Raw genomic sequence first — 25,001 nt, forward strand, 5'->3', positions numbered from 1 at the left:
ACCTTCCTTAGAGCTCCAGCTTTAATGCCTTATAATTATTTCTCATGTACATATATCCTGAATATACGGTTAAGATAGCTGCCATGAGCATGATCGTATAATCAACCCGAAAGCTCGTGATGTATGTAAATGGATCATTGCGTAACAGCACAGCTGCAATTCCAATAACCTGAAGGACTAGCTTGAGTTTCCCATGCTGATCAGCGGCGAGCACGATTCCTTTCGCAGCAGCCATGATGCGAATCCCGGAAACAAACACCTCTCTCCCGATAATAATCAAAGCAATCCATGCCGGGATCAACCGCTGTGCGACCATCACGATCAAGGCAGCTGATACTAATAGCTTATCTGCGAGTGGATCCAATAATTTTCCTAGATTCGTAATCTGGTTATATTTGCGGGCAATATCCCCGTCTAATTTATCCGTAACCGATGCAATAATAAATATGGATACAGCCCAGTAACCCCCATACTCGTTCAAATATTGAAAGACTACGGATTGATTCACCAACCAGGAAGGATACGGCTGGCAGGCCAAGAAGAACAGAGGGATCAAGCCAATCCTTAATAACGTTATTTTATTGGCAAGATTCATGTCCCAGCCTCCACTTCAACGATGCCAACGGCCGAATAAGGATAGTCAATCTGCTTTTTTACCCTATCCGCAGCTTCCGTTCCAGCGAATAATTCAATGACATAGACCCCTAAATCGATAGATGTCGCTACGCCTCCTGCTGTTATAACTTTACCATCCTTCACAATCCGGGACTTGACTACTTCCAAGCAGTAAGGTTCCAGTAGGCCATAAACATTAGGATGGGTGGTGGCTTTCTTATTCTTCAAGAACCCTGCTGCCCCCCACAACAAGGATCCGGTGCATACCGAGACTTTGTACTCAACGGATTCGGCGGTCTTGATCCAATCCATGAAATCCTTGTCATGTATGAGCTTTCTGGTTCCCATTCCTCCCGGAAGGAATACGAAATCATATTCAGATAAATCAGGCCTGATGACATTCACCTTTACCGTCATTCCAAGTTCATCCGTAACCTCCTCGGTCAAGCCGCAAATATCCCACGTTGTTCCTTGGGACGAATCAAACTGATTAAGACGATAAATCACGTCATAGAATCCAACAAAGTCTAGAAATGTAACGCCGTTAAATAACACTAAGGCGATTCTCATCATTCCCACCCTCTCTTATCGTCCGGCTGCCGGAGCAGACCAAGGCCATATGGATTGCTTTTGAACACATCAGTGCCTGGAATCTAAGCTTCATCATCCTGCATTATTTAATGGTGTCATATAAATCAACTTCAATATCACTGATCCGATCATGTCCCCATTCATCTGATATCTCCAGATGCCATGCCCGATGAATCCGCTCGAACTGATGATCATTGATCCATCGATGCAGCTGCTCATAGGTGCTTCTGATTTGATGATTGGGTCCTTTATGAGTGATAACAGCATATTTTTGTTTGGGGACCACTAAAGAAACCATGCCTTCAGGGATCTCTTTAACTTCACTTACCTCGACGCATACCCAGTAACCATCTTCCTCTTCGGAGTAATCTCCAACAATAAAAGCCCCTACAAGTTTCGCCGGATGAATAACTTCCTGGATTTCGCCCACTGTGCTTGAGCATAACAGAAGCTTTGGGGATTTCATTGGCATATTGATCACCAGGACAGACTACCCGTATTCCTACCAGCTTTTTTTCATCGAGCTCGACTACTTTCATAGAAATGACATCTCTCCTAAACGTATTGTTCAACCGGACCTTTTGCCTGATCGATCATGTACATTCCTTATTCCATTTCTATATTCTCGTAATGTTCAACGACCGGGAAGGGATCATAATAATGGTGCAGCAATGCTTTCCATTGTTGGTATTCCTGCGACTCTCTAAAACCAACGGTATGATCCTCCAAGGAATCCCATCTAACGAGCAATATATATTTGTTCTCCACTTCCAGACATTTTTGAAGCTCGTGATAGATATAGCCTTTCATACCAGAAATAATATTTGATGCTTTTCTAAAATCTGCTTCGAAATCCGCGCTGAGTCCTGGTTTTACGTTTAACATAGCTACTTCAAGGATCATACTATCCCCCCCTTTTTACTTCATTGGACCTCGTTTATTCACTTCAGGAAGCCGTTAAGTCGCTCATTTTATTGTTCTTCACAAAACATAATCCGATTTCCTTCACTATCATTGACCGCAAAGAACCTTGGACCATTAGCTCCTTCAATAGGCGAAACAATATCTACTTTCTTGGACTTCATAAACGCATAAGTTGCTTCAATATCATCCGTATCGAAGAAGAATAGATGATTTTCGCTTGGCTTGATCTCATCCCGATGTATGCTGTCGAGCAACAGGCTCGTATTTCCTAATGGAATCGAGTAGATCGTTTTTACATCAGGATCCGTATTCCGGGTATACTCCTCATCTTTGGGTAACCCCAGGATTTCCCGATACCATTCAACCGCTCTAGGCATATTATGTACAATGACAAATACCGCTCCAATTTGTTTTTTCACCGGACTCAAGGTCTTCATATTTATTCGCTCCCTATGTACGTTATTTAATAACTGTTCCCTTAACGCGCCTTCTCACCACACTGCAGCTAATCCAATTGAATGTTTTCTTTTAATTCTTCGTATGCATCAGCCAACCAAGGATGAATCACCTTCAAGGTTTCTTTTCGTTCCCATAAGTAATTGATATATGTAAATGCGCCGTGTGTTAGGGATTCCTGTAAATTCTTTTTCAGTTCATTTAGATAAGGAGGCGTTCCTTTCTGATCCCAGGAGATCTTGTCGGCGACAAACAAAACCTGGTCAAGCAACGTGGAGTTGGACCTCAAGGTTGTATGGCAGCCAACTGCATTTAATATTTCCTCATCTGTAACATGAAAGACTTGTTCCGCCATGACCTTCGAGATTTTCTGGTGAATAATCATCGGATATTTTTCTTCTTCAGGTAATACGTCAATGGCTAATTGTCTAGCTGCATCGATTCTGGCATGGTTCGGAAAAACTACGCTAATGTCATGCAACCAACCTGCCGTCTCGGCCGCGACCGGATCGGCATCAAACAATAATGCAAGCCTCCTAGACTCTGCCCCAACATCCGAGCAATGCTTAGCGGTTTCTGAACACTGATTGAGTGTAAGGAATTGCTGAATATCTGTCTTCAAATTCCCTGTAAAATGGATATGTTCCGTCAATGGCTTGAAAATAGAATGCATCGTTGGAATCCCTCCCATGGTTTACTTTGTCCAACAGACCTGATGTGTTTTCCTTCGAATAAAGCATTACCAGAAAATCAATCTCCTGACCCGAAACCTTACTCTTGAAGGACTGGCCTTTAATGAACCCAACACGTTCATACACTTTAATGGCTCGTTCATTGAACGCTACTACAACTAATTGGACATCCGATTTATCATATTCTTCTTTGATAAATTGAAGACTGCTCATTAAGAATTGTTCACCGTATCCCTTCCCCGTCAGTTCCGGTTTTAGACCTAAGCCCAAATCGATGTATTGCTCGTCATTATAGATGCCAATTAGGTAACCTCCCGGTACACGTGCCGAGTTTCCAGTGCATATATATCCTACTAATTCATGTGTGTCATCTAATGCATAGTAGTAGTCGCCATTCATAAGCTCGGATATATCGTCCAAACCTCCCTCCATGCTGTATAGCGAGTAAGGTTCTTCATATGTCCACCCTGCGATTAATGCGGCGTATTGCTCCGTCATTTTAAAATACTGAAATGATGACATGATTAAGCTTTGCTCCTTCACATATATTTCCTGATTACTATTACTTCCTCATCCCACACTTGCACTTCAATATATCTTTCCGGCCCTTTATCTCCATCTGGATTCCAGGCTTGGGGTAATCCATATTCATCAATGATTTTCATAATTTCATAAAATGTATAAATCTGCTCTCTATACGGTTTACCATCTTTATACCTCATGGTAGGAAACAGCTATTTCTTGAATCATAATCCCTTCGATTTCCCTAATCATTGAAATTTCTACTCGATCTGTCGTTGTGATAAATCCTAACTGCTCGTGGGCTGTCGTCAGTAACCATACTTCTTTGTTCTTAAAGAAGCATAAATCCTCTAGCAAATCAGGATGTCTCCATCGATATAGTCCCTTCGCTTTATTGATTAACAGTTCTTCCAATTCAGGCTTGCAATTGAAATAATATATGTCCGCATGGTGTCCCAATAATCGCGTTCCCGGCCATTCCTCTTGTTTCTTCACCGTATTAACGTATGGCTTTAGTTCTTCGATTAGTATTTTCGTCTTCTCCGTTAACTCCAGTTGCTCTCTTTTAACTAAAATGAACTCATCACATATTTTAAATGCCAATGATATAAGCTGCTTATAAGTGCTTCCAACGGGTTCTTCAAGGATCTGTATCATTTCAATATCTCCTATGATCTTAATAAAGTTGTTACTTGTTGCTTTAGGTCTTCAAATAAAGGTCTTTGTACTGTGCTTATTTCTTCAATTTCAATGTCTTCTATACTTTTAAATTCTAATTGTAATGATTCTTGGTTCTGGTCGTGATAAATTAAGGTTTTATTGTCCGAGGCAATTCGCCATTTGAAATCTACTTCTGCATTAAAAATGAACATTACAAATACAACTTCATTCCCGTCTGGATATTTATATTTCATGCGTGAGCCACTATAAATCGTATAAAGTTCATGTCGTCTAACCTTTAGTCCTGTTTCCTCAAACACTTCGCGGATCATAGTTTCTTCAATGGATTCACCTGCTTCCATTCCACCTCCTGGAAGCCCCCAGTCTCCATAATCTGATCTTCTTTGAAGCAATATCCTGCCTTGGTTATCTCGTATGATGGCTCCTCCAGTTACGATTATCCTCAATCTCGCTACTCCTTTCTCAGATGTTTTGTAGAAATACCGACGTAATCTCCTTTTTACATAGCTTCCTCACCTAGCATACTTTGTTTTCTTGTATCAAAAAAATAACCCAGCCATAGATAACTCATATCTTAGGCTGGGTCATTGGTTGACTATAATTCTTTTAATTATACATCTGACTTAACTCATAACCAAGCGTTATAACAACAAAACCTGGATGCGTGTAATTTCCACAGTTACTACGTTTGATTTGTTGGAAGACAGGATTTATTCTAACCCCAATAATCTTCCATTAATTTCTTAGACCATTCCGGCTGCTTCACCTCGCGGTGGGGAAGAAACTCCTTCATAACCGGTTTAATATCAATGATGGGCGTACCATCAATTGCATCTAAATGTTTTACGATCAATTTTTTATGATGATGCTCCAGCAGTTCGACTGTAGTCAAACCTAATTTATTGGGTCTGTTCTTTCCACGCTGGGCAAATATCCCCACCATGGGAAATTCCTTATTATTTCGTGGATGTCTCGCCTCATATTGAATTTTGTCATCCGCTACTTTATCGAAGTAAAAAATAATCTCCAAATGTGAAAAATCGTCTATTCCTTCAAGCGATGACCCATTTAAATCATCTATCAGCTCAATTTCAGATACAATGGAGCCCCATTGATCATCTTCCATTTCCGTTCGTGAATTACGTACATAGGCAATTGGTTTAATGATGAATTCCATAAGTTAGCCCAACCTTTTGATTTGAATTGAAATGATTATACCATGTTTTGGAATTCCATATCGACATCGTTTCAGCTTATGTACTACGGCACCGAACGGATGGTCTTTAAGATTCCAGTGTCTCGAACACGCTATATTTCTTGAAATCATTGGCAATGGGATGCGGCAGGTAGTTCCTGAGCTCAGAACTGGTTACCCACTTATAATCACTATGTTCGTCTGAGAGTTTGATTTGATCATCTGTTGTCCTGCACAGATAGGTAAGAAGCACGATCTGTCTGAGCGGGTCTGTAAAAAAAGTAGTTGCAAACAATAACTTCTCAACGTTCACTTCAATTCCGATTTCTTCTTTCACTTCACGAATCAGGGCTTCTTCCAACACTTCACCAAATTCAATTTTCCCGCCGACCGTTTCCCAGCTTCCCGCATCTACCTCTTCGGTTGATGATCTTTTTACGATCAATGCCTTGCCGTTTTTAGCTATCACGCCTTTAACTACAACGATGATTTTATTCTCCAAGCTGCCCCCACCTCGACCATTCCCTTTCTTATGCACGATTTATGCTAGATCTCTTGGCGAAATATATAGATAATACATTAAATTCAATATGAAGCAGACAAGACAACAAAATCGAATGCGTCACGTCTGTAATAGCGCCAAAGAATATCCCTCCGATAAAAGCAAACATCATATATCGAATACTCTGTGAAGATAGCTTGTAGTATTGCAAATGAGAAATCGCAAACAGCAGCGCTGATATAACTACCGGAATCGTTACGGGCAAAAACATGACTTCCATAATTTCTGCGGAATGAACGGATTGCTTCAAGATCGGAAGGATCAGCCCTCTAAAGAGAACTTCCTCAATAATCGGATAAGTAATGGCGAAATTGATTATATTGTATCTACCGATTGGATGATATCCCGAATATCGTGAGAATATATAATTTCCAACCAAAAGAATGGCAAACACAGGCATTATCGCAAATATATTTACTGGCGGGCTGTAAACATTATTTTCTGTAAAAAATGGCACTGCGATTAATATGCCGACTGCCCAAAAGTATAAACTGTACTGTCCCAGCTTGTGAGATTGAAAAGTCCTGAACAAGATCTCCATGATCTTATAAGAGAAAGATAAAATGAATGATAACCCTAACGATAAGAACATCATTAAGCTCCTTGTTAATAGAATTTCACTTCATGAAGCCTAATAAAACTCAACATAGGTTATACCTCTATCCAAAATCGATTGACGATGTTTCCATCTTCTTCAATATAATCATGATCTTGAATTCCGCCGTTCTTCATAATCGTTTTCTTGGAAGCAATATTATCGGCATCACATACGACTAACACTTTACGTATTCCCAGTTCTTTGGTTTTCTCTAACGCTAAGGATAATAATTGGGTTGCGTACCCTTTACGACGTTCAGAAGGCCGAATCCCATATCCAATATGACCGCCACAATTCAATAGCTTCTCATTTAGCTGTATTCCGAATTAGCTGTCTATATTCCCAAGCTTCCGCTTATATTTTCGTTATAAAAAGATTATACCATGTTTTGGAATCCTCCCTTCTTCAGCATGTAAAGTGACAAAACGTTTGAATAGCGGGGCGATGGACAGCTGATAATTTAGGACTCAAAGGGCTCGAATACGTTGTATTTCTCACAACCCCGAATCTATCACCGCTTATCATGGATTTTAGATATCATAGTCGTATGCACAGTTTTATGCGTAGGATGCGAACGGTTCGACTCAGATAATCGTCAATTAAATAGAAGGAGATCCTAACAACAAGGAAGTGACAAAAGTTGGATGACAGGCAACTGTTTGAAACGTATAAGGAGACGGTGTATCTATTTTGCCGCTATATGGTGCAGAGCCGGGCGGATGCCGAGGACCTCTGCCAGGATGTTTTTTTCAAAGCGATGATTGCTGACCGGACAAACGTGCAGAACACGAAAGCTTGGCTGCTACGGATAGCGGCTAACGAGTGCAATACGTTCCTAAGGAGGAGACAAAACGGGTGGGCCAAGGAGCTCCGCTCCTTCATGTTGGGTATGCCGCTGCGGACCCCAACCGTCGAGGAGACCTTCGAGCATAGGGAAATGGTACATACTCTGCATCTGCAGCTGGACAAGCTGCCTAAGAAAACCAAGCTCGCCTTTGTGCTGCATTATTCCGCTGAGCTTTCGCTGCCGGAAACAGCCGAGGTGCTTAATGTGCCCCTGGGCACGGTAAAATCTCGGATTAACCGTGGTCTTAAGAAAATGAGAAAAATGCTGAAAGAAGACCCATCGGGTAATTGGAAAGGAGAGGAGACGCATGCCGGAGCTAAAGGATGATTTTGTAAAAAAGCTGTCTCGCTACCCGGAGGAACAACCGGATTTCGAAGCCATGTTTCATACATTGGAGGAGCGTAAGAGGAAGTGGAAACGAGAAACAGGAGGTCAGGCTGTTCACGCGGAGATCCCATCCTCCAAGACTCGTTACAGGCCGGCGGTTCTACTGGCGAGTGTGCTGGGCATTGCTGTACTTGGCATCACCGCGCAGCAGGCAGGACTGTTGAACTCACTGCCGCAGATGATAAATTTTCAAAATGCGGCCGTGGGACAAACGTTAAATGAACACACCGAACAAAGCGGTGTCAGCTTGCATTTGAATCGCGTCTTTAGCAGCCCTTCGACGTTGAAAAATGATCTTACTGATCTGGAATTCCATCTTTCTCTGGAGATTCCCGATCGTTCCGGCTACGATTATGCATTTTTTGACACCGGAACCCTGACCAATCTGGATACTGGAGAGAAAGAAGCGTACATTGCCAACCAGATCAATTTTACTCAACGTGAAGGTAAGCTTGCCTCTTATTTCGTAGCCCAGGGCAAAGAGCCGTCCAGCATCTCGGGGCGCTATCAGCTTGAGCTTCAAGACCTGTATTTGCGGAAAACAGTCAAAATGCCTCTTAACGGGAAGCTCGATGAAATGAATGGAAGGGCTTATGATTTGAAGGGAGATCGTTTTCCTTCCGTAACGATCAAGTCCTCGGCACGTGTAGGCAATGATTGGGTCGTTCGTTATTCAATCCCTGGGAGTATGAATTCACACAAGGAATTCCTCAACGAATGGAGAAATTCGACCGAGCAGGACAATTATCAGATGGTGCTCGTGACAGGAAATAAAACAATCGAGCCTACAAACAGAGGAACCGCTTCGGGGCTGCGTTCAGAAACCTTTGATATCTCAGGTCTCGACGACCGGGAAATTGCTGAAGCAAAACTGTATTTCACCTTTCCGGAAACGGTAAGGATGGTTGAAGGTGACTGGGATCTGACGTTTACTGTTGATGAGAATCAGGCTTCCCAGCCTTTGAGCACCATTCCCCTTCAGATCGATCCAACCAACGTGAAAGGGTTTGATTTTGTACCGACAAACTTGATTTACACGCCAGCCAGCATCATTGTCCAGATTTCAGGATATTCGGCAGAGCCCGTTTCGGGTCGGTATTTGCTTGATGATGTCAAGCTGAGCGTCGGAAATGTTACCCTCAATGGATTTGTGGCAGACAATAATCGCCTGATGTTTATGCTGGACCAGCCCTATCAGGACTATTCTAATGAGCCAGTTATGCTTGAACTGGATAAAGCCCGGATTGTTCATGAAGACCTGTCACAGAATTGGACACGGCTGAAGGAACCTTCAAGCCAAGGAGCAAATTGCGGAGTATAAGCTGGATGCTAATCAGGTGATTCAGTATAAATATTACCGGAAAGGCGATGGGTTAATGGTCATAACGAAGCTAAAGAATGGCAGTACTTTCAGTTTCCTAGGAACAAGTCTTAAAATTAACGGATACAAGATTCAACCTTCTGAAAATCAGTCAAGGAACTCCGGAGAAAGCAAGCGATTTGATTATTATGACAACATACCGGAAGGTGCCGAGCTTGAGATTAATCCAGGCTTGTATATCGTTGAAAACGACAGCTACTCACAAAAAATCAAACTGAAGTAATCCTTCTGGTTCAAGGATGATAGCACTAGGGACGTTCCTCATGAGAGGAGCGTCTTTGCTGTTCTCACTCACACTGCTCATCATTTACGGAAGTTCCCGATGCAGAAACGGAAATATGCGATCCTTGGTTTGCAATAAATTCACAGAACAAAGGAGCCCCAAGAGGAGCTCCTTTGTTCATGACTTAAGTATCATCATATATCAGGTGTTACGTCATTTCATTGCTCAATCCTAAAGCCGGAGAAAACGCCTTTGGAGTTGAAGTAACCTGTTACAGTTGGAGAGCCCTTCTTGGTAAAGATGACGGCATCATGAAAAGCAGATGGGGCTCCGCTATTTTCCTCACGCGCTGCTTGGTACCCCGATAAATCCAGATTCATGATCTCCTTGGCCTGCTTTACGGCTGCTATTTTTAACTTGTCCAGGCTAAATGAATTTACCTTCTCGCGAATGGCCTGCGTTTCTTTCTCAGGATTTTCCACGCTTACTTCGGACAGCTCTTTAACCAGAGATAAAGCTTGCAATTTGATCCCGAGCAGTCGATTGGTTGATTCTTCAATTTCAAGCTCAATATTCCCTTTATTCGTCTTGTACTCTAACGCATACACTTTTTTCTTGTTCAGCTCGATCACGAAGCTTGCTCTCGGGTTATCTTTACCTTGTTTCGCTCCAACTCGGGAAAGTGCTTGGGCTGCCGCTTTTTGGATCGGAGCTGGGACCTCTTTCAACTCCCCTCCGCCACGAGCCGCCTTCCCATCCACAAGGTTAACAAAATCATTATTACTGTAAGCGATGATATCCGTAGAGCCGCCTTCTTCCAGATAATGAACATTCAGTCGTGTATAACCATCTGCAGATTTATTAAAGATCTGTTTCCAGGCGGCATTCAGCTTGGATTTTGTGGAATCATTCAGTTCTACGAGCTTCGGATTCACATAGAGCTTCACTACTTTGCCGTCAGGCTTTACCAAGACCTCGCCGGCCAAAGTACTCTTCTTCTCCCAGGAGAAGCTGATCACTTCACCACCATAGTCGACGGTTTCCGCCTTACTGAAAGAAACAGGGGTCATAATGAACTCCTTTAGCTTCGCCTGCGCGGCATCAACCAGCTTCTGATCCGATGTCAGCTGGTTAACTTTGTTCGAACTGACCGCATTCCCAGCCTGTTCGACTTTACCGCCCTTCCCCGCCTGAACCGCTCCTACTGCTCCTACACCGGCTAGAACTGCAGCCAAGGCTGCCGTGCTTACTACTTTGTAAATTTTGTTCATACCTATCTTCCTCCAAAAAAACATTTATTCGTGTCTAATCCCGAAATATGGGCGACACAATAATATTGACTAATAACAAGGAGGAAGAGTTCCCTATTTTAATCCTCCCTCCAATTCCTTGACCGCCTTTGCTCATTCATCATAGCCTTCACGTTCCTCCTTATGCTCTTAAATTCAGATTCATCCAGGATCTTTGCCAACGCCTTGAACGAATTTAAATCTGTGGTTAAGTTAGTATAGGTTTTAAATGGATAAGGCCCTTATCTGCCGAGGTTTCGATATATCCGACGATTTGGTCAAACGTAAATACATGGAGCTTTTCATCTAAAGCGTCCTGATCATACTCCATATCGCCCAGAGCGGAAGGAATAAATTGTTCAACTTCACTTGCCTTCACTTCCTGCAAATCCATGATGGTCGGTTGTATGCTAAGCCAATTCCTTAACTCATCCTTGACACCATAGTATTCTAGTAACTTCCCGTTTAGTAATCGAAAATCATGATGGTATAACTTATACAATCCTTCATCTGCTTCCATTCTATTTTTCAGCCAAGCAAGATTAAATCCCTGCAACCAAATATCATCGGCGATTAAATGCGTAAAATATCCTAGTACATAATAACTTTCTCTCTGTGAACGGTATGTATGTAAGAACCCTTGATAATCAATGTATCTTGTATAATTTTGAACTTCGCCTTTGAAGAAGTGGGATGTGTCTTTGGCGGGGACCGCGTCAGGAGCTATGCCACCTATTAAAAAGGACGCCTTATCTTTAATTGCTAGACTGTCTGCAATTTTATTAGCAATAATCAAATGCATAATTCTAGAGCCCATGCATCCACCACCATGTATTTTTTGTTGGAGCTTAGTTACGGAAATAACTAGGCTCTTAAGTTAAATCTTTATATAGAAACTCTCTGTATTTCTTAAAACCTTGCTTATGATAGAACCTTCCAGCAGTTTCGTTGTTGACCCAGTAATCAAGCTCAATTTTGGGGATTCCGTGTTCAAGCGCAAATTCGCATACTTTATCCATCAGAAGCGTACCTAATCCCTTACTCTGAGATTCTTTAATTATGCTTAATTGGTGCACATAAATAGATTTGAATGATTTCTTAAAAGCACTCTCATGATACTGTTTTATTTCAAACAAAATGTACCCTAATGCTTGACCACTCTCATGAAGAAGATAAAAGTAATGATTCGACGTGTTATCTGCCATCAATTTTTGAAAAAATTGATTAATTTCTTCGTAATTGTATGCTTTAAAATACTCAGGAAATAAAGAGTAATGTAGATCATGAACGGCTTTATTCAGACGAGCGATCGTACTAGAATCTGTAGACCGAACCACTTCCATGTTGAGTTCCTCCATCTTTACCTCAGTAACATGCGCAAATATTTTTTTGTTATAGGAACCGGATTCCTCCACTACTCCCCTGCCCCTAATGGCTTCATAAGTAATCAAAGCTCTCCATACGAGCGATACATAATCGTACTCTCCTTCAACTCTTACTTCTCAATCAGTTCTTTAATAAATTCCGATATGCTGGAGAATTCATAATCAGGCTTTATTAAAAACTCGCTGCTATGAGAATTGTCGAGCCAATTCACTCCTACAGTCTTCACCTTGGCTCTAACTCCAGCTTCAATATCTGCCTGACTATCTCCGACAAATAACGTTTCTTGAGGTGAGCATCCCAATAGCTTCATTGCCTTTATAATCCCTTCCGGATGAGGCTTTGGATCAACAACATCGTCACCGGTTATCGACACTTTGAACAGATCATCTGGAAATAGATGCTTTACGGATATGTCGTAGCTTCTTCTTGCCTTTCCGGTTACGATACCTGTCGAGATCCCTTTGTGGTGAATGTGATTTATCAATTCGAGGATTTCTTGGTTACCGGATACCATTCTGTCGTGTTCTCTTTCGTAGTGCAAATAGTAATCATCAATCGCTTCATGAATCCGATCTTTACATCGTAAATTCTGCTGAATGATACCAACCTCGGATGGTCCGAACATGGCAACAATATCTTGATCCGATAATGTTCGCTGATCATAGGTAGCAAAGACCTTTTGAAACGAATAAAAACAAATAGGCAATGTATCTGCCAATGTACCGTCAAAATCGAACAAAATTGCTTTATACTTCAAAGTGGTCACCTCAATTAAATCTATATTTTAGATCCGTTATTAGTCTTAAGGTTTTTTCTCTTGTTATTTACGACTCCAAATGGAACATGATTTTCTGGCTACTCCCTCGATATGACCTACTTGATCGTCAAAGAATATATGTGGCATAAAAACATTCAACACCCTTATTTTTTCGACTCCTCCAAGAAAAAACGCTTCATCCACTCGAATATCAAGCTTTCTAAGTGTAGTAATCATTCTTTCATGGGCAGGCGCATTCCTTGCAGTAACAATAGCTATTCTAATTCTAGGTTTATAGGTGGGATCATTTTGGTTCTTATGTATCTCTCGTTGCTGAAGTTTGGAGATTTCTGTGAAGAATCTTAATAGCGGCCCCGCAGGCAAAGGCTCACTAGCCATCTCCTTCTCATGTGAATGAAATTTATCTAAAGCACCACTTTGAAATATAGACTCAGCCGAGTCATCAGCAATGATACCATCGAAATCAAATGCTAATCGTATTTCATTATCCTGTTCATCATCGACATAGTCCGAAGGATAGATACATCCTGCAGGGTACCCATGTTCAACAGCTTCTTTAACGTCATCTGGATTACCGGATAGAAAAAGGGTTGCATTAAAGGCTGCCATATATTTAAAGGGATTGCTTCCTGCCACAAAAACAGCTCTACTAATGGTTAATCCATAACGTTCGATAGACTTGAAAACGCGCAAACCCGTATCAGGATCATTTCGAGAAAGAAGGATAACTTCAACGATTTGATCTTGAGGAGTATTTATGCTTAATAGCCTTTTTATTAGCGGATATGCAACACCAGGCATTAGTATTTCATTCTCATGTTCTCTTTGGTACGCTCGATAGGCTTCTTCTCCTTCTTCGCTAAATACACGATGGGACTCTGTTAAATCAAACAATGCACTTGAAGCCACCGCAATTACAAATTTACTCTCAATATCAAATGGCATAGTTCTTTCGCCCTTTCTGCTTCCTGCTGTAATACTAAATTTTTTTAATTTTATAATCGCTTGCTTGTGAAATGATAACTGGTCACCTACTTCATGGGTTTAATCCCAAAATTCCATTGCTCTATGATTCTCTCGATCTCGAGCAAATCTCTGACCATTCCATCATAATCAACCGGCTCTGTATAAAAACCATCTTTCTTCCAGATCCCTTTCATTCCCGCGTTCTTGCTCGCAGCAATGTCATTCCAGGATGATCTCCTACATAAACGCAGGCTTGAGGTTGTACCCCCATCCGTTCAGCTGCCCTAAGAAATATGGCTGGATCGGGTTTTCGAATGCCTTCGATCTCGGAAATCAGAATCACTTCAAAATACTTTCGAATGCCAAGAGCCTCAATATTACTTGACTGGAAGTCCCCAAATCCATTCGTAATGATTCCTAGCTTAAAGCCATAGTTTTTAAGTCTTTCCAAAACCTCGTGCGTATTCGGAAAGGGTACAGCATGTTTACTGAATCCACTCGTATAATCAGCTAATAGTTCATTCCAATCCAGCGGCAGCTCAAACTCCTTGATCAACTCCTGGTAGACTCGATCCTTCCACACATAGCCGCGATGATCTAATTCAATGAATCGGTTTGTATATCGCTCCATTCCTATACTTTTAGCGTTATGTATAATTCTCGTATATTGATCAACAACAAAGTGATATAGAGAAGTGCTGCGGTCTAGCAATGTCCCATCAAGATCAAAAATAACAGCTCGAATCATAGGATATACCGCCTTTCATAACGATGACCTAAGGACCTCTACGTTACCGAATTACATGCTCTTGATGTCTTCCTTTATTCTGTACTTTTCGGTTTTATTCGCTCGATAAAATAAACTAACGGTGGACACAGAAAACGTGTGGTTATTTTCAAAGTCAAGAAGGATATCCTTTCTCATCTCTTCAATGGTAGCTTCGGATAACCTTGATTTTCGTGCTACCGTAATATGAGGCTTATAAAGCTCTAGTTCAAAACATTTCTTAATACTTTCCTCGTTTGGCTTAAACACCGACACAAGTTGTTTATGCAGCTCAATCAGCTCATCTGACTGAACATCCAGATACAATACATCTTTATCTCCAAAATATCTCGGCCCACCAACAGTAATCTGTAAGTCCCGAAATCCTGAAATGACCTTCCGGCATGCCGGAAACCAGTTCATATCCTCTGTTAATCCACACGAAGCTTTGACGGTGATATGAGGGTCCGATCCATCGAGATATTTATATTTTTCTCTTACGTTCATGACCTTCTCATAAATATCCCCTTCGGGAACAATGCCAAAAAAGAATTCCATTTGTCACGGCCTCCTTCGCTATGCAGTTTCTTTCAGCGGTCTTCAAATGTACTTTCCCAGAACGGTCCTTCTTCTTTATTAAAATATCTCTGAATAACCTCTCTTACGGGGTATGGCTGCAGATTATGCTGCTCCATGTCATTCATTCGAATCCAGTAAAACTCCAAATGGTTCTCTTGGGATTCAGGGTTTATTGAATGATCGATATGTGGCAACTCGACTCGAAATAAATGATTGAGTTCCTGATGGTAGGTCGTGGGAAGCTCAAAATCAGCTTCAACACATCCTATATATTCCCCCACGATACTCTCTTGTCCAAACTCCTCTTTAATCTCCCTGGATAACGTGGTTCTCATGCCTTCCTTAAACTCTACGTGACCGCCTGGAAGAAATGTGTTGTCCATGCCCTTACAGTGCGCGACTAATAGGTTACCATCCGAGAGAATAACCCCTCTGGCGAGCACATGATATTTTTGATTGTTGATATCCCTATATTTCATAAAAAATCATCCTTATCAATTGGTTTGAGCCTCATTATTTCACCAGTTTAGCCCACATTCCTGTTTAGCCCACATTCCTGCGTTCTTACAGGACTTATTTAGCTCTGAGGTGTTCTTTACATTTCTTAGGTTCTCTGTAATCTATAGAAATGACCCAGCCACAGATCGCTATTAATCCTAGGCTGGGTCGTTGGTTGTTTATAGCTTACTTCCTGAATTATACATCTAAATGTCAAAAGACGGTAGATTCATAGGAAAGGACTCCTCCATCTAGGCATCTATGATTCTTGTTACAAGTCGGAAACATTTTAGATATTATTTCGACATGTTTCTCCTATATACTCTATGTGTAATGGGATCAGGAGGGATACAGCATATGAAAAATAGCAAATTAACGTCGTTCATGCCGAAAATCGTCATCGGTTCCTTGGTCGCAAGCTTGGCTTTAACCTGCATGCCTTTTCCAAAGGGAGCTGATCAAGCGATTGCCGCTGCATCGCGCTCGTCGCAGAGCTTCGCGAAATTTATGCAGATGAACGCTCCGAGCCGGACCGTGAAAACCATAGGCGGAATTCAAACGGTCACGAACCTTTCCAGCACGGTTGTACTGGTAAACAAGCAGAGAAATCTACCTTCCACTTATGTTCCGAAGGATCTGGTCGTTCCCAATGTTCCGTTCAGCTTCTCTGGGCCAAGCCCTAAGAAGCAGTTGAGAAAAATCGCGGCCAATGCCTTGGAGGATTTATTCGCTGCTGCTAAAAAGGACGGCATTGAGCTCAAAGCTGTCTCCGGCTACCGTTCGTACGCCACGCAAAAATCGATCTTTGAACGCAACGCCAGCATCAAAGGCGAAGCCGTAGCGAACAAGACCAGCGCGCGCCCGGGACAGAGCGAGCATCAGACCGGTCTAAGCATGGACATCTCCAGCGCCTCGGTTGGATATGCACTGGAGCAAAGCTTCGGCAGCACGAAGGAAGGCAAGTGGCTGAAAGCCAACGCCCATAAATACGGCTTCATTATTCGTTATGGCAAGGGTAAGGAAAAGCTTACCGGTTATTCGTACGAGCCTTGGCATGTTCGGTATGTCGGCGTTTATATTGCGGGAGAGATCACGAGACAGAACTTGACGCTTGAGCAATACTTGCAGAAATCCATCTGACTTTAAGAACGGGCAGCCCTGCTGCCCGTTTCGTGTTAAGCGCCTCTTAGACATGAACATCATCTAACTCATCAGGACAAATAATAATGTATTATTCCATTTCATATTGATCATAGTTCAATTCCGATAGCGTAGTATGGAAGCTTTCCCTTTCTGCATCGAAAATTTCTTTCTCGATGATTTGAAAAATCACAAAAGCAGCCCATCCTCTAATGAGGAGTGAGCTGCTTTTCGTTGACCATGAATCCTACATCCTAAATTACACGGTTCCATAATGCTGATGCATATTGCCAACCAAATCGAGAGTTCCCTTTTGCAGGAATTACTGTCTTATGATGAGGATGTCTCTAGGCGGTCTGCCTGTGCTTTGAATTTGAGAAATTTCAGCATCCGTAAGATTTCGTCCTACCAAAATGAGCGAAGATGTTACATTATCAAAATTGCCTAAGTTCGCTACATTTTGGCTTCCCCGGAATACACGGAATGATCCCTGAAAGTTAATTCTCGAAAATAGTACAAGGGTTACTTGAGAGCTTTCCACTACATTTCTAAGCCGAAAACTCGAAAGGATGTTGTCAAATCGAAATGCTCCAAGATCGCGAATTGCAACACCTCCGCGTCTGAAGAGAATCCTACGAACAGAAAAATTAGGGCCAGACCAAAGAGCAAGACGTAAATCGCTGTTTGCCATCTATACCACTCCTTTTCTTGGGAATGATATAGTATATTACCAAGTTGAGAGAATGGTATAAGGCAAAAATATCAGTTTAAAAGTTTGTTTTTTCGTATAAACATAGATTTCGTTATCCTTAAATCCTCTCAAGTCTATTTACAAGATTCATAGTCATCGATTTAACTATTTAAGGAAATCCGGACAATACAACAACAGGAACCTTTCTCACCCAACTTCTGATATCCCAAGTTGTTATGGGTAACTCCTTACATGTGCTGCTTTCCGCTGCATGATACGAGGTGAACTTATCAAAACGATATTGTAACCTCAACTTTGACGAGGACTGGTTCCATGAACAGCTTGCTGGTTATGCGGCTGCATAAGCTATTTCCCTATTTACGCTAAAAGACCTCCCAGCTCTAGACATACGCCCGTTCCAGCTGAGAGGCCTATTATTTTTTTATCATAGACTTTCCTTATTCCAAAGTCTCTTCCTTCTCAAGTGCTTGGCAGCCTTCGCATAATCCATAAACCTCAAAGCGATGCCGCAAGACTTTGTAATTCCCGGGTAATACCAAACCGTGGTCCATTGGACAGTAATCAAAGGGAAGTGTTTTTTCGCAGTTAACGCAAATCAAATGATGATGGTGGTGGGTCGTGCAGTTCTCTTTGAACTTTAATCCCCCGTCCATAAAATAGAAATGCTCCAAAACCCCCATCTCACTTAACATGCGAAGATTACGATAAACCGTATCCAGACTCATGCTCGGGTAATAGACGGACATTTGATCATATACATCTTTGGGTGATAAATAACCGTCGTGGTCAGCGAAGATCTGAGCTAACGTCCTTCTTTGTTCCGTTACTCTCCATCCATTTCGCGCCATCGTATTCAGCATGTCTTTCACTTTGGCTTGGCTGTTCTCCTTCATTACCATACGTTCCCTTCCTGAGTATACAAAACATCCTGCATAATACCGTCTCCATGTTTTGAAAAAGATTTATCCTTGTATTTTATCAAGAATGAAGGGAAATGTCATATATGGCTACTATCATGAAATGAATGGATGTCAAACAATGAGTACGTTAGCCCTCGCCCTCTATCTTTACTCAAACGTGCGTCTTACCAGCTGGACTTCTTGATACCTGGAATTTGTCCTTTGTGGGCTAGCTCGCGAAACACGATCCGCGACACGCCAAACTTGCTAATATAGCCTCGGGGTCTGCCGGTCACCGCGCAGCGATTGTGAAGTCTTGTCGAATCTATTCATTTAAAGCAGCCTGCAGCGCTTGGAGATTTTGGCGCATGATCGCAATATAATCAAGCTGTTTGGCAATATCCTCTTCCGTCAACCCTTCAATCGGATTTAATACAGCGGTGGTTGCTCCGATTTCAGCGGCAATCGTTTCTGCAACGTTTGAAGCGACAAGCGTTTCAAAGAAAATGGTGTTTACGTTATTTTCCTTAGCGAATTCAATAATCTTGGCCATTTGCGATGCCGATGGCTCCTGATCAGGGGACAGGCCTGCTATCGGTACCTGGGTTAAGCCGTATTCTTTGGCCAAGTAACCGAACGCAGCATGCTGGGTGATGAAGTCTTTTCTCTTGGAATCCTTCAAGCCTTCTTTAAACTCCTGATCCAACGCCTCCAGCTTACTTACGTAAGAATCTGCATTCGCTTTGTAGGCATCCTTATGCTGAGGATCTGCTTCGGCCAAGCCTTGTTCAATATTACGCACTTGCTGAATAGCAAGAGCAGGTGAAAGCCACACATGGGGATCAAGACCGCCGTGATCATGATGGTGCCCGCCTTCTGCGCCATGGTCATGGGCATGTTCATCTTCTTGGCTATGTTCACCTTCTGCGCCATGGTCATGCGAATGGGAATGCCCTTCGCCTTCCATGATCTCTATTCCTTGGCTTGCCTCAATTACCTTCAGATCGCGATCTTTAACGCTATCCAGTACCTGATCAATCCAACTCTCCATACCGGCACCGTTATACACAATCACGTCAGCATCAGCAATGCCTGCCATATCCTGCGGCGTAGGTTCCCAGTCATGCGGTTCAACCCCTGCCGGTACCAAATTCTCAACATCCGCCAAATCGCCGGCAACTTGGCGCGTAAATTCATACATCGGATAGAAGCTTGTTTTAATCTTTAATTTTGCTGCTGTTGATGTATCTGTTACTTTGCTATTTGTTGTATTCATGCTTCCATTGGATTCACTTGGCTTGGCAGAACCGCAGCCCGCGACAGCCAATGCTGCGGATAATGAAAAAGCGGCAAAGATTCGTTTATAACTCTTAATCATGATTAATAACTCCTCTTACTTTCGGTTTGTTTATTTGTACAGATCTTCGATTTCGCAATTGCAATAGCTTCTGAATGAATACAGCTATGAGCAAGAACCCTAACAAAATGAGAGCAATCGTGCCACCTGGTGGTGAATTCAAATAATAGGAGGCGGTTAGCCCCGAGAAAATGCCAACCCATCCTGTAATGACGGCTACGCCCATGGCAGCTATAAACCCGGGAGCAATCCGGAGTGCGATCGAGGCTGGAAGCACAATAAGCGCCGATACTAGCAATACGCCAACGATCGGCATGGAGGCAGCGACCGTCATGCCCGTAAACACGGCGAATGAAAACGAAAGAAGCGAAACCCGAGTTCCTGAGATTGCAGCAGTCTCCTCATCAAAGGCGAAGTTATACAGGGGCCGGCGTAAGGCTACAAAAAACACCAGCCCTAATGCGGCTACGATGGCAATCAAAGCGAGCTGTGTATCACTGACCGCAACGATGGATCCAAAAAGGTAGGAACTGAAGCTTTTGTTCAAATGCGGATTCACACTCATCAGGACGACGGCCACTGCCAGTCCGGACGTCATGATAATGGCTACCGGCACCTCGGTGTAGGTTCGGTATACCCTTCGAAGCTGTTCAATGACAAGCGCTCCGATGATGGCGACGACAAATCCGCTTATCGTCGGATTAAGATGCAAGAACGATCCTAATGCCACCCCTGCCAGCGAAACATGGGAGAGGGTATCAGCCATAAGCACCTGCCGACGAAGCATTAAATATACGCCGAGGATCGGAGCGATTACACCGATCAGGCCTCCTGCCCAAAAGGCACGCTGCATGAATTCGTAACCGAGCATCGCCATCCCGTATCCTCCTTTCGTTCCAGATGGACGACCCGGTCCAGGTAAGGATCGATTTCCTCCAATGCATGAGTAACCATGATCACCGTTTTTCCTCTTTGTTTCACATAGCGATCCAGCAGCTCGTATAACTCTTTACGGCTCGCTTCATCCAGCCCGGTTGTTGGCTCATCAAGGATCAGCGCCTCCGGCTCCTGAGCCAATGCTCTTGCAATACAAACCCTCTGCTTCTGACCGCCTGACAATTCACCAATCTTATGGTTGCGATATTTCCACATTCCCACTTCCATCAGGCTTTGCTTGACGGCCTCATGATCGCTGGCTGCAAACCGTTTGAACAACCCGAGACGATGATAACGGCCTGAACGAACAAGTTCGATGACTTTGCTTGGGAAACCGGCATTAAACGAAGCCACAAGCTGGGGAACATAACCAACCGTTATTGGTGATCCGTCCTCCGATACACGATTCATTTCAATCGTTCCGCTCCAAGGCTTGGTCAAGCCCAGCATCAATTTCAGCAGGGTCGATTTCGCTGCACCATTGGGACCTGAAATCGCGATAAATTGCCCGGTATGGATATCCAGTGACAAGTTCTGGATGACGGTTCGATCTCCGTATCCAAACACGACGTCGCGCATGGAGGACAAAATCATTTCAATCTCTTCCTTCCTCATGACAGAACATTCAACACTGTCTTGCGTAATAATTACGATTAATAACGCTGCTTATATTAACGTGTCTCGCGATGCAGCGTATATCTTTTCAATCTAGGGCAATACTTGCGCATTTCCAAACGCTCAGGATGATTTTTCTTATTTTTGGTTGTCGTGTAATTGCGATCTCCTGTTTCGGTGCATGCCAGGGTAACGATGACTCTCATATTTTGCACCCTCCTTATTAGTAATGTTTACGATTAACAATGCTAATCTCTATGTGTATCCTTTGTCAATCCCCAATCGGATGATGACTTCTATTAATAAGCAGCGACAATTATTGGTTTATACTCTTCAATCGCGTTCTGCATATGCTTCATCTGAAGAGGCATTCGCTCAATAATCGCTTTACGTTTTGCTTTTAGCACAATCTGCTCGATATCAGCAAAGCTGCACCTTGCAAGCTGCCGGCAAGTTTCAGTGAGAATTGACGGATCATATTCAAACTCGCCAATGAGAATTTCAATGTATAACTTCCTTTGCTCCTGCTCAGGCACGGTATAGATTAACTTCGTATCGAATCGGCGCCATATCGCCTGATCCAGATCTTTTTCCAAATTGGTAGCGGCCATAATAATGCTCCGGTCTCCAAAGTCATCCAAGCATTGGAGCAGCGTGTTTACCGCACGCGCCATCTCCTTGACTTCATCATTGTTATCTCGAGTCCGGGCAATGGCATCGAATTCGTCCAGAAACAGAACGCACGGGAACGCGCTGGCATAATCGAATATCTTACGGATATTGCTTCCGGTCTCCCCCAAATGACTGTGGATGATCGCATCCAAACGAACCAAAACAAGTGGAAGCTCAAGTACCTTAGCCATGTAAAAAGCCGTTAACGTCTTTCCTGTTCCGGGAGGTCCGTACATGACAATTTTGTTTGGAACCGGCACGCCATGCTGTTCAAACTCCTCCCTCATCCCTAAAATTTCAATAAATTCTTTCACAATTCTTTGATTGACTTCTGACAAAATGAGATGCTTTGCCTTTTTGGCACAGTCTTTGGGTGAATATAGATTTGCCATGTCAATTCCCTTCGCACGGGGAAGACGCTGGCTCGCATTACTTTTACTCATGAATGGCTGCTGCTCCTTCAGTGTATATAATCAGTTATGCAATCCAAGGCAATGGATTCTCAAAGCGCGCCCAATTCAAGCTCATTTCCACATCGGTAAGCAGACACTGATCCAACGCAGCCTCAATATGCTCTCGGTCCATATCGATCCCGATCATCACCAACTCGGTTTGCCGGTCTCCCCAATGGGTGTCCCATTTCACCCGTACATCCTCCTCGGTTCGTAAAATCTCCTCTCTTTCGGCTGCAGGAAGCGCGGCAACCCAATATCCGGCGGGTCCAAACTGAATCGAAGGGCCAGCTTGGCTTAAGCTTGCCGCAACATCTCCATCTGCAGCCAACCACACCAGTCCTTTGGCTCGAACAACCTGTTCAGGCCATTCCCCCATGAATTCAGCCAACCGGGATGGATGAAAGGGCCTTCTGCGGCGATACACGAAGGAGCTGATTCCATACTCTTCGGTCTCCGGGACATGCGCTTCTTTTTGCAATTCCTGGATCCATCCGGCTGACAAACTTACACGTTCAAAATCAAACAATCCCGTATTCAAGATCTCCGACGGATCGACCTGTCCATGCAGGGTACGAATGATCTTGGCGCTTGGCTGCAGCTTTCGAAGGACAGCTTCAAGCTTGTTCAATTCCGCGTCATCCACGAGATCACATTTATTTAGGAGCAGTACATCGCAGGTTTCTATCTGATCGATCAGCAAATCCACGACATCACGATCATCTTCGCTTCCCGCGCCCTGATTGCGGTCCAGAAGGCTCTGACCGGATGCGAAATCCTGCCAGAATCGATTCGCGTCCACGACGGTGACCAAACAATCGAGCTTGGCCAGATTCGTTAAATCGATCCCTGTCTCTTCGTCGGCATATGTAAATGTTTGAGCGACCGGGATCGGTTCGCTGATGCCTGTGGATTCAATCAGAATGTAATCAAACCGTTGTTCGCTCGCGAGTTTTTCGATTTCCTTCATTAAATCATCTCGCAGCGTGCAGCATATGCATCCGTTGGACATCTCAACCAGCTTCTCTTCCGTGCGGGATAAGGACGCCTCTCCCTTAACCAGTGCTGCATCAATGTTAATCTCGCTCATGTCATTTACAATGACAGCGACCTTCAGGCCTTGCCGGTTATTCAGTACGTGATTTAATACCGTCGTTTTTCCCGAGCCTAGATACCCGCTGAGTACCGTTACGGGGATTTGTTGTTGTGTCATTGCATTCTTCTCCTTGTGACTTGATATTGGACTTAAAATAGACTAATCCATCTTATTCGTAATGATTACGATTTATGACAACCCTAATATAATTGCTTTTATTCAAAATGTCAAACGTCCATATTTCGATACGGCAGTTCGTTAGGATCACAAATCATCTTGGCTCCAAAAAAACCACAGCGAATAGACCAAAGATGATCATGGATCCCTGGTCTACCAGCCCTTGATTTTGTAAGCGTTGAGCAATTCCTCATCCTTCACGATGAACGACTGAATGGGGCAGGAATATGGGCGTTCCCGCCACAGGATCCTTCAACACCGTAGCGTGTATTCCGAACACTTCCTGCAGCACAGCTTCAGTCAGCACTCGATCCGGCGTACCATCCCGTACAATCCGCCCGTCCTTTAGAACAACCATGCGATCCGCGTATCTCGCCGCCTGATTCAAATCATGAAGCACAACAATGATCGTAGTCCCCCTCTCCTGGTTCAGCCTCCTAACGAGCTCCAGTATCTCCAACTGATGTCGAACATCCAGAAATGTCGTGGGCTCATCCAGCATTAACACGGGAGTCGACTGCGCGATCGCCATGGCAATCCACGCTCGCTGCCTTTCTCCCCCCGAGAGAGAATCCAGCGGCCGCTGCTCGAAAGCTTGCATACCGGTAACTTCAAGCGCTTCTTCGATCGCAGCATGATCCTGCTTTTTCAACATCCGCAGCGGACCTACATGAGGATACCGTCCCTGCTCTACCAGCTCTCTGACCGTAATGGCCATCGGAACCTCCGGTGACTGAGGGAGTATCGCCATCTTCCTTGCCAAGGACCTCGGAGATTCTTTTGCAATGGCATGCCCATCCAGATATACACACCCTTTCTGCGGCATAAGCAGCCGTGCCATGGTTTTAAGCAGCGTGGATTTGCCGGATCCGTTGGTGCCCAAGAGCGCAGTCACACCACCCGATAGGATATCCATAGACAGCTCTTTGAGGATGGGTTTGTCGTTATATCGCAGCTCTATGTTCTGAGCTTCCAGCAAGGGTTTTTGGGATTGATCTTCTTTCATCTT

At 43.4% G+C, this 25,001-nt stretch carries 33 protein-coding genes and 3 pseudogenes; 4 read left to right on the forward strand and 32 right to left on the reverse strand.

All coding sequences use genetic code 11. The annotated features are described in order from the left end of the window. Positions 1-7: 7 nt before the first annotated feature. The 14 genes and pseudogenes from pgsA to J2Z18_RS12160 form a co-directional block, all read right to left on the reverse strand. A complete protein-coding gene (gene pgsA / locus J2Z18_RS12095) occupies positions 8-595 on the reverse strand; it encodes a CDP-diacylglycerol--glycerol-3-phosphate 3-phosphatidyltransferase (protein WP_210094773.1) in 588 nt (195 codons plus the stop codon). Next, entirely contained in the window at positions 592-1,185 is a 594-nt protein-coding gene (locus J2Z18_RS12100; RefSeq protein ID WP_210094811.1) for a DJ-1/PfpI family protein, read from the reverse strand. The genes pgsA and J2Z18_RS12100 overlap by 4 nt, the downstream gene beginning before the upstream one ends. Positions 1,186-1,288: 103 nt before the next feature. Continuing rightward, positions 1,289-1,672, reverse strand: a complete 384-nt coding sequence (locus J2Z18_RS12105) for a GyrI-like domain-containing protein (protein WP_245255957.1) — start codon at positions 1,670-1,672, stop codon at positions 1,289-1,291. A gap of 140 nt (positions 1,673-1,812) precedes the next feature. Next, the gene (locus tag J2Z18_RS12110) at positions 1,813-2,109 is read right to left on the reverse strand and encodes an antibiotic biosynthesis monooxygenase family protein (RefSeq protein WP_028404678.1); all 297 of its coding nucleotides are present in this window, start codon (positions 2,107-2,109) and stop codon (positions 1,813-1,815) included. 68 nt (positions 2,110-2,177) lie between these two features. Then, the gene (locus J2Z18_RS12115) at positions 2,178-2,567 is read right to left on the reverse strand and encodes a VOC family protein (RefSeq protein WP_210094774.1); all 390 of its coding nucleotides are present in this window, start codon (positions 2,565-2,567) and stop codon (positions 2,178-2,180) included. A gap of 68 nt (positions 2,568-2,635) precedes the next feature. Next, on the reverse strand, positions 2,636-3,109 hold the full coding sequence (locus J2Z18_RS12120; protein WP_312889600.1) for an HD domain-containing protein: 474 nt from the start codon (positions 3,107-3,109) through the stop codon (positions 2,636-2,638). A gap of 43 nt (positions 3,110-3,152) precedes the next feature. Further along, positions 3,153-3,800 (reverse strand): GNAT family N-acetyltransferase, encoded by a 648-nt coding sequence (locus J2Z18_RS12125; RefSeq protein WP_210094776.1) that lies wholly within the window; start codon positions 3,798-3,800, stop codon positions 3,153-3,155. Between the two features lie 17 nt (positions 3,801-3,817). Next, a complete protein-coding gene (locus J2Z18_RS12130; protein ID WP_245255958.1) occupies positions 3,818-4,000 on the reverse strand; it encodes a hypothetical protein in 183 nt (60 codons plus the stop codon). Then, positions 3,990-4,457, reverse strand: a complete 468-nt coding sequence (locus J2Z18_RS12135; protein WP_210094777.1) for a hypothetical protein — start codon at positions 4,455-4,457, stop codon at positions 3,990-3,992. The genes J2Z18_RS12130 and J2Z18_RS12135 overlap by 11 nt, the downstream gene beginning before the upstream one ends. An 11-nt stretch (positions 4,458-4,468) precedes the next feature. Further along, on the reverse strand, positions 4,469-4,927 hold the full coding sequence (locus J2Z18_RS12140; RefSeq protein ID WP_007127895.1) for an NUDIX domain-containing protein: 459 nt from the start codon (positions 4,925-4,927) through the stop codon (positions 4,469-4,471). A gap of 269 nt (positions 4,928-5,196) precedes the next feature. Beyond that, positions 5,197-5,658 carry a tRNA (N6-threonylcarbamoyladenosine(37)-N6)-methyltransferase TrmO gene (gene tsaA, locus J2Z18_RS12145; RefSeq protein ID WP_210094778.1) on the reverse strand — a complete coding sequence of 154 codons (462 nt, stop codon included), beginning with the start codon at positions 5,656-5,658 and terminating at the stop codon, positions 5,197-5,199. Between the two features lie 106 nt (positions 5,659-5,764). Beyond that, positions 5,765-6,178 carry an NUDIX hydrolase gene (locus J2Z18_RS12150; RefSeq protein ID WP_007127893.1) on the reverse strand — a complete coding sequence of 138 codons (414 nt, stop codon included), beginning with the start codon at positions 6,176-6,178 and terminating at the stop codon, positions 5,765-5,767. 28 nt (positions 6,179-6,206) lie between these two features. Then, positions 6,207-6,833 (reverse strand): CPBP family intramembrane glutamic endopeptidase, encoded by a 627-nt coding sequence (locus J2Z18_RS12155; protein ID WP_276825296.1) that lies wholly within the window; start codon positions 6,831-6,833, stop codon positions 6,207-6,209. 56 nt (positions 6,834-6,889) lie between these two features. Beyond that, positions 6,890-7,150 (reverse strand): annotated as a pseudogene (locus tag J2Z18_RS12160) (GNAT family N-acetyltransferase); the annotation flags it as partial. A gap of 326 nt (positions 7,151-7,476) precedes the next feature. Here J2Z18_RS12160 and J2Z18_RS12165 point away from each other — a divergent pair. From J2Z18_RS12165 to J2Z18_RS12175, 3 genes are read left to right on the forward strand one after another with little or no spacing between them, the layout of a single operon-like run. Continuing rightward, the gene (locus J2Z18_RS12165) at positions 7,477-8,010 is read left to right on the forward strand and encodes an RNA polymerase sigma factor (RefSeq protein WP_007127891.1); all 534 of its coding nucleotides are present in this window, start codon (positions 7,477-7,479) and stop codon (positions 8,008-8,010) included. Further along, a complete protein-coding gene (locus J2Z18_RS12170) occupies positions 7,991-9,391 on the forward strand; it encodes a hypothetical protein (protein WP_007127890.1) in 1,401 nt (466 codons plus the stop codon). Before J2Z18_RS12165 ends, J2Z18_RS12170 begins: the two co-directional genes overlap by 20 nt. Before the next feature lie 16 nt (positions 9,392-9,407). Beyond that, a complete protein-coding gene (locus J2Z18_RS12175; RefSeq protein WP_040737888.1) occupies positions 9,408-9,674 on the forward strand; it encodes a hypothetical protein in 267 nt (88 codons plus the stop codon). A 218-nt stretch (positions 9,675-9,892) separates the two neighbouring features. On the opposite strand, the gene J2Z18_RS12180 is transcribed toward J2Z18_RS12175, so the two are convergent. The 8 genes and pseudogenes from J2Z18_RS12180 to J2Z18_RS12215 form a co-directional block, all read right to left on the reverse strand. Continuing rightward, positions 9,893-10,945 (reverse strand): hypothetical protein, encoded by a 1,053-nt coding sequence (locus J2Z18_RS12180; RefSeq protein WP_007127888.1) that lies wholly within the window; start codon positions 10,943-10,945, stop codon positions 9,893-9,895. 226 nt (positions 10,946-11,171) lie between these two features. Next, on the reverse strand, positions 11,172-11,780 hold the full coding sequence (locus J2Z18_RS12185; RefSeq protein ID WP_007127887.1) for a zinc dependent phospholipase C family protein: 609 nt from the start codon (positions 11,778-11,780) through the stop codon (positions 11,172-11,174). Positions 11,781-11,835: 55 nt separating this feature from the next. After that, positions 11,836-12,306 carry a GNAT family N-acetyltransferase gene (locus J2Z18_RS12190; protein ID WP_007127886.1) on the reverse strand — a complete coding sequence of 157 codons (471 nt, stop codon included), beginning with the start codon at positions 12,304-12,306 and terminating at the stop codon, positions 11,836-11,838. 152 nt (positions 12,307-12,458) lie between these two features. Beyond that, positions 12,459-13,106 (reverse strand): HAD family hydrolase, encoded by a 648-nt coding sequence (locus J2Z18_RS12195; protein WP_007127885.1) that lies wholly within the window; start codon positions 13,104-13,106, stop codon positions 12,459-12,461. 20 nt (positions 13,107-13,126) lie between these two features. Next, positions 13,127-14,072, reverse strand: a pseudogene (locus tag J2Z18_RS12200) (5'-nucleotidase). A 211-nt stretch (positions 14,073-14,283) separates the two neighbouring features. Next, positions 14,284-14,841, reverse strand: a complete 558-nt coding sequence (locus J2Z18_RS12205; protein ID WP_007127882.1) for an HAD family hydrolase — start codon at positions 14,839-14,841, stop codon at positions 14,284-14,286. 51 nt (positions 14,842-14,892) lie between these two features. Then, a complete protein-coding gene (locus J2Z18_RS12210) occupies positions 14,893-15,417 on the reverse strand; it encodes a 2'-5' RNA ligase family protein (RefSeq protein WP_007127881.1) in 525 nt (174 codons plus the stop codon). 32 nt (positions 15,418-15,449) lie between these two features. Beyond that, complete coding sequence (locus tag J2Z18_RS12215) at positions 15,450-15,917, reverse strand: NUDIX domain-containing protein (RefSeq protein WP_007127880.1); 468 nt, start codon at positions 15,915-15,917, stop codon at positions 15,450-15,452. A gap of 376 nt (positions 15,918-16,293) precedes the next feature. On the opposite strand from J2Z18_RS12215, the gene J2Z18_RS12220 reads away from it, so the two are divergent. Beyond that, positions 16,294-17,076 carry a M15 family metallopeptidase gene (locus tag J2Z18_RS12220; protein WP_007127879.1) on the forward strand — a complete coding sequence of 261 codons (783 nt, stop codon included), beginning with the start codon at positions 16,294-16,296 and terminating at the stop codon, positions 17,074-17,076. A 322-nt stretch (positions 17,077-17,398) separates the two neighbouring features. Here the strand turns inward: J2Z18_RS12220 and J2Z18_RS31030 are convergent, their stop codons facing one another. The 10 genes and pseudogenes from J2Z18_RS31030 to J2Z18_RS12265 all read right to left on the reverse strand — a co-directional run bounded on the left by J2Z18_RS31030 (position 17,399) and on the right by J2Z18_RS12265 (position 24,998). After that, positions 17,399-17,767 (reverse strand): hypothetical protein, encoded by a 369-nt coding sequence (locus J2Z18_RS31030; protein ID WP_007127878.1) that lies wholly within the window; start codon positions 17,765-17,767, stop codon positions 17,399-17,401. A 458-nt stretch (positions 17,768-18,225) separates the two neighbouring features. Then, the gene (locus J2Z18_RS12225; protein ID WP_007127877.1) at positions 18,226-18,687 is read right to left on the reverse strand and encodes a Fur family transcriptional regulator; all 462 of its coding nucleotides are present in this window, start codon (positions 18,685-18,687) and stop codon (positions 18,226-18,228) included. Positions 18,688-18,872: 185 nt separating this feature from the next. Then, positions 18,873-19,007, reverse strand: a pseudogene (locus tag J2Z18_RS12230) (uS14 family ribosomal protein); the annotation flags it as partial. Positions 19,008-19,012: 5 nt separating this feature from the next. Then, positions 19,013-20,065, reverse strand: coding sequence for a metal ABC transporter substrate-binding protein (locus J2Z18_RS12235; RefSeq protein WP_210094779.1), 1,053 nt, complete (start codon positions 20,063-20,065; stop codon positions 19,013-19,015). Next, positions 20,058-20,921, reverse strand: coding sequence for a metal ABC transporter permease (locus tag J2Z18_RS12240; protein ID WP_210094780.1), 864 nt, complete (start codon positions 20,919-20,921; stop codon positions 20,058-20,060). Before J2Z18_RS12240 ends, J2Z18_RS12235 begins: the two co-directional genes overlap by 8 nt. Further along, positions 20,867-21,574: a metal ABC transporter ATP-binding protein gene (locus J2Z18_RS12245; protein ID WP_007127874.1), complete on the reverse strand. Its 708-nt coding sequence runs from the start codon at positions 21,572-21,574 to the stop codon at positions 20,867-20,869. The genes J2Z18_RS12240 and J2Z18_RS12245 overlap by 55 nt, the downstream gene beginning before the upstream one ends. Positions 21,575-21,651: 77 nt before the next feature. Continuing rightward, positions 21,652-21,801 (reverse strand): 50S ribosomal protein L33, encoded by a 150-nt coding sequence (rpmG, locus tag J2Z18_RS12250; protein ID WP_007127873.1) that lies wholly within the window; start codon positions 21,799-21,801, stop codon positions 21,652-21,654. Between the two features lie 93 nt (positions 21,802-21,894). Beyond that, on the reverse strand, positions 21,895-22,710 hold the full coding sequence (locus J2Z18_RS12255; protein WP_144873114.1) for an AAA family ATPase: 816 nt from the start codon (positions 22,708-22,710) through the stop codon (positions 21,895-21,897). A gap of 34 nt (positions 22,711-22,744) precedes the next feature. After that, the gene (locus tag J2Z18_RS12260) at positions 22,745-23,932 is read right to left on the reverse strand and encodes a GTP-binding protein (protein WP_007127870.1); all 1,188 of its coding nucleotides are present in this window, start codon (positions 23,930-23,932) and stop codon (positions 22,745-22,747) included. A gap of 250 nt (positions 23,933-24,182) precedes the next feature. Beyond that, positions 24,183-24,998: an ABC transporter ATP-binding protein gene (locus J2Z18_RS12265; protein ID WP_028404706.1), complete on the reverse strand. Its 816-nt coding sequence runs from the start codon at positions 24,996-24,998 to the stop codon at positions 24,183-24,185. Positions 24,999-25,001: the final 3 nt, after the last annotated feature.

It is taken from the genome of Paenibacillus lactis (genome assembly GCF_017873605.1).
Lineage (GTDB): Bacteria > Bacillota > Bacilli > Paenibacillales > Paenibacillaceae > Paenibacillus_AQ > Paenibacillus_AQ lactis.

What these genes read in the sequence shown, in the direction of transcription:
- J2Z18_RS12170 (WP_007127890.1), top strand. Translation starts at nt 7,991, where the DNA reads ATGCCGGAGCTAAAGGATGATTTTGTAAAAAAGCTGTCTCGCTACCCG.
- J2Z18_RS12190 (WP_007127886.1), bottom strand. Translation starts at nt 12,306, where the DNA reads ATGGAAGTGGTTCGGTCTACAGATTCTAGTACGATCGCTCGTCTGAAT.
- tsaA (WP_210094778.1), bottom strand. Translation starts at nt 5,658, where the DNA reads ATGGAATTCATCATTAAACCAATTGCCTATGTACGTAATTCACGAACG.
- J2Z18_RS12245 (WP_007127874.1), bottom strand. Translation starts at nt 21,574, where the DNA reads ATGATTTTGTCCTCCATGCGCGACGTCGTGTTTGGATACGGAGATCGA.
- J2Z18_RS12240 (WP_210094780.1), bottom strand. Translation starts at nt 20,921, where the DNA reads ATGGCGATGCTCGGTTACGAATTCATGCAGCGTGCCTTTTGGGCAGGA.
- J2Z18_RS31030 (WP_007127878.1), bottom strand. Translation starts at nt 17,767, where the DNA reads ATGGCAAACAGCGATTTACGTCTTGCTCTTTGGTCTGGCCCTAATTTT.
- J2Z18_RS12130 (WP_245255958.1), bottom strand. Translation starts at nt 4,000, where the DNA reads ATGAGGTATAAAGATGGTAAACCGTATAGAGAGCAGATTTATACATTT.
- J2Z18_RS12155 (WP_276825296.1), bottom strand. Translation starts at nt 6,833, where the DNA reads ATGATGTTCTTATCGTTAGGGTTATCATTCATTTTATCTTTCTCTTAT.
- J2Z18_RS12255 (WP_144873114.1), bottom strand. Translation starts at nt 22,710, where the DNA reads ATGAGTAAAAGTAATGCGAGCCAGCGTCTTCCCCGTGCGAAGGGAATT.
- J2Z18_RS12260 (WP_007127870.1), bottom strand. Translation starts at nt 23,932, where the DNA reads ATGACACAACAACAAATCCCCGTAACGGTACTCAGCGGGTATCTAGGC.
- J2Z18_RS12265 (WP_028404706.1), bottom strand. Translation starts at nt 24,998, where the DNA reads ATGAAAGAAGATCAATCCCAAAAACCCTTGCTGGAAGCTCAGAACATA.
- J2Z18_RS12205 (WP_007127882.1), bottom strand. Translation starts at nt 14,841, where the DNA reads ATGATTCGAGCTGTTATTTTTGATCTTGATGGGACATTGCTAGACCGC.
- J2Z18_RS12110 (WP_028404678.1), bottom strand. Translation starts at nt 2,109, where the DNA reads ATGATCCTTGAAGTAGCTATGTTAAACGTAAAACCAGGACTCAGCGCG.
- J2Z18_RS12215 (WP_007127880.1), bottom strand. Translation starts at nt 15,917, where the DNA reads ATGAAATATAGGGATATCAACAATCAAAAATATCATGTGCTCGCCAGA.
- J2Z18_RS12180 (WP_007127888.1), bottom strand. Translation starts at nt 10,945, where the DNA reads ATGAACAAAATTTACAAAGTAGTAAGCACGGCAGCCTTGGCTGCAGTT.
- J2Z18_RS12235 (WP_210094779.1), bottom strand. Translation starts at nt 20,065, where the DNA reads ATGATTAAGAGTTATAAACGAATCTTTGCCGCTTTTTCATTATCCGCA.
- J2Z18_RS12100 (WP_210094811.1), bottom strand. Translation starts at nt 1,185, where the DNA reads ATGAGAATCGCCTTAGTGTTATTTAACGGCGTTACATTTCTAGACTTT.
- J2Z18_RS12220 (WP_007127879.1), top strand. Translation starts at nt 16,294, where the DNA reads ATGAAAAATAGCAAATTAACGTCGTTCATGCCGAAAATCGTCATCGGT.
- rpmG (WP_007127873.1), bottom strand. Translation starts at nt 21,801, where the DNA reads ATGAGAGTCATCGTTACCCTGGCATGCACCGAAACAGGAGATCGCAAT.
- pgsA (WP_210094773.1), bottom strand. Translation starts at nt 595, where the DNA reads ATGAATCTTGCCAATAAAATAACGTTATTAAGGATTGGCTTGATCCCT.
- J2Z18_RS12125 (WP_210094776.1), bottom strand. Translation starts at nt 3,800, where the DNA reads ATGTCATCATTTCAGTATTTTAAAATGACGGAGCAATACGCCGCATTA.
- J2Z18_RS12225 (WP_007127877.1), bottom strand. Translation starts at nt 18,687, where the DNA reads ATGGTAATGAAGGAGAACAGCCAAGCCAAAGTGAAAGACATGCTGAAT.
- J2Z18_RS12105 (WP_245255957.1), bottom strand. Translation starts at nt 1,672, where the DNA reads ATGAAATCCCCAAAGCTTCTGTTATGCTCAAGCACAGTGGGCGAAATC.
- J2Z18_RS12135 (WP_210094777.1), bottom strand. Translation starts at nt 4,457, where the DNA reads ATGATACAGATCCTTGAAGAACCCGTTGGAAGCACTTATAAGCAGCTT.
- J2Z18_RS12210 (WP_007127881.1), bottom strand. Translation starts at nt 15,417, where the DNA reads ATGGAATTCTTTTTTGGCATTGTTCCCGAAGGGGATATTTATGAGAAG.
- J2Z18_RS12185 (WP_007127887.1), bottom strand. Translation starts at nt 11,780, where the DNA reads ATGGGCTCTAGAATTATGCATTTGATTATTGCTAATAAAATTGCAGAC.
- J2Z18_RS12115 (WP_210094774.1), bottom strand. Translation starts at nt 2,567, where the DNA reads ATGAAGACCTTGAGTCCGGTGAAAAAACAAATTGGAGCGGTATTTGTC.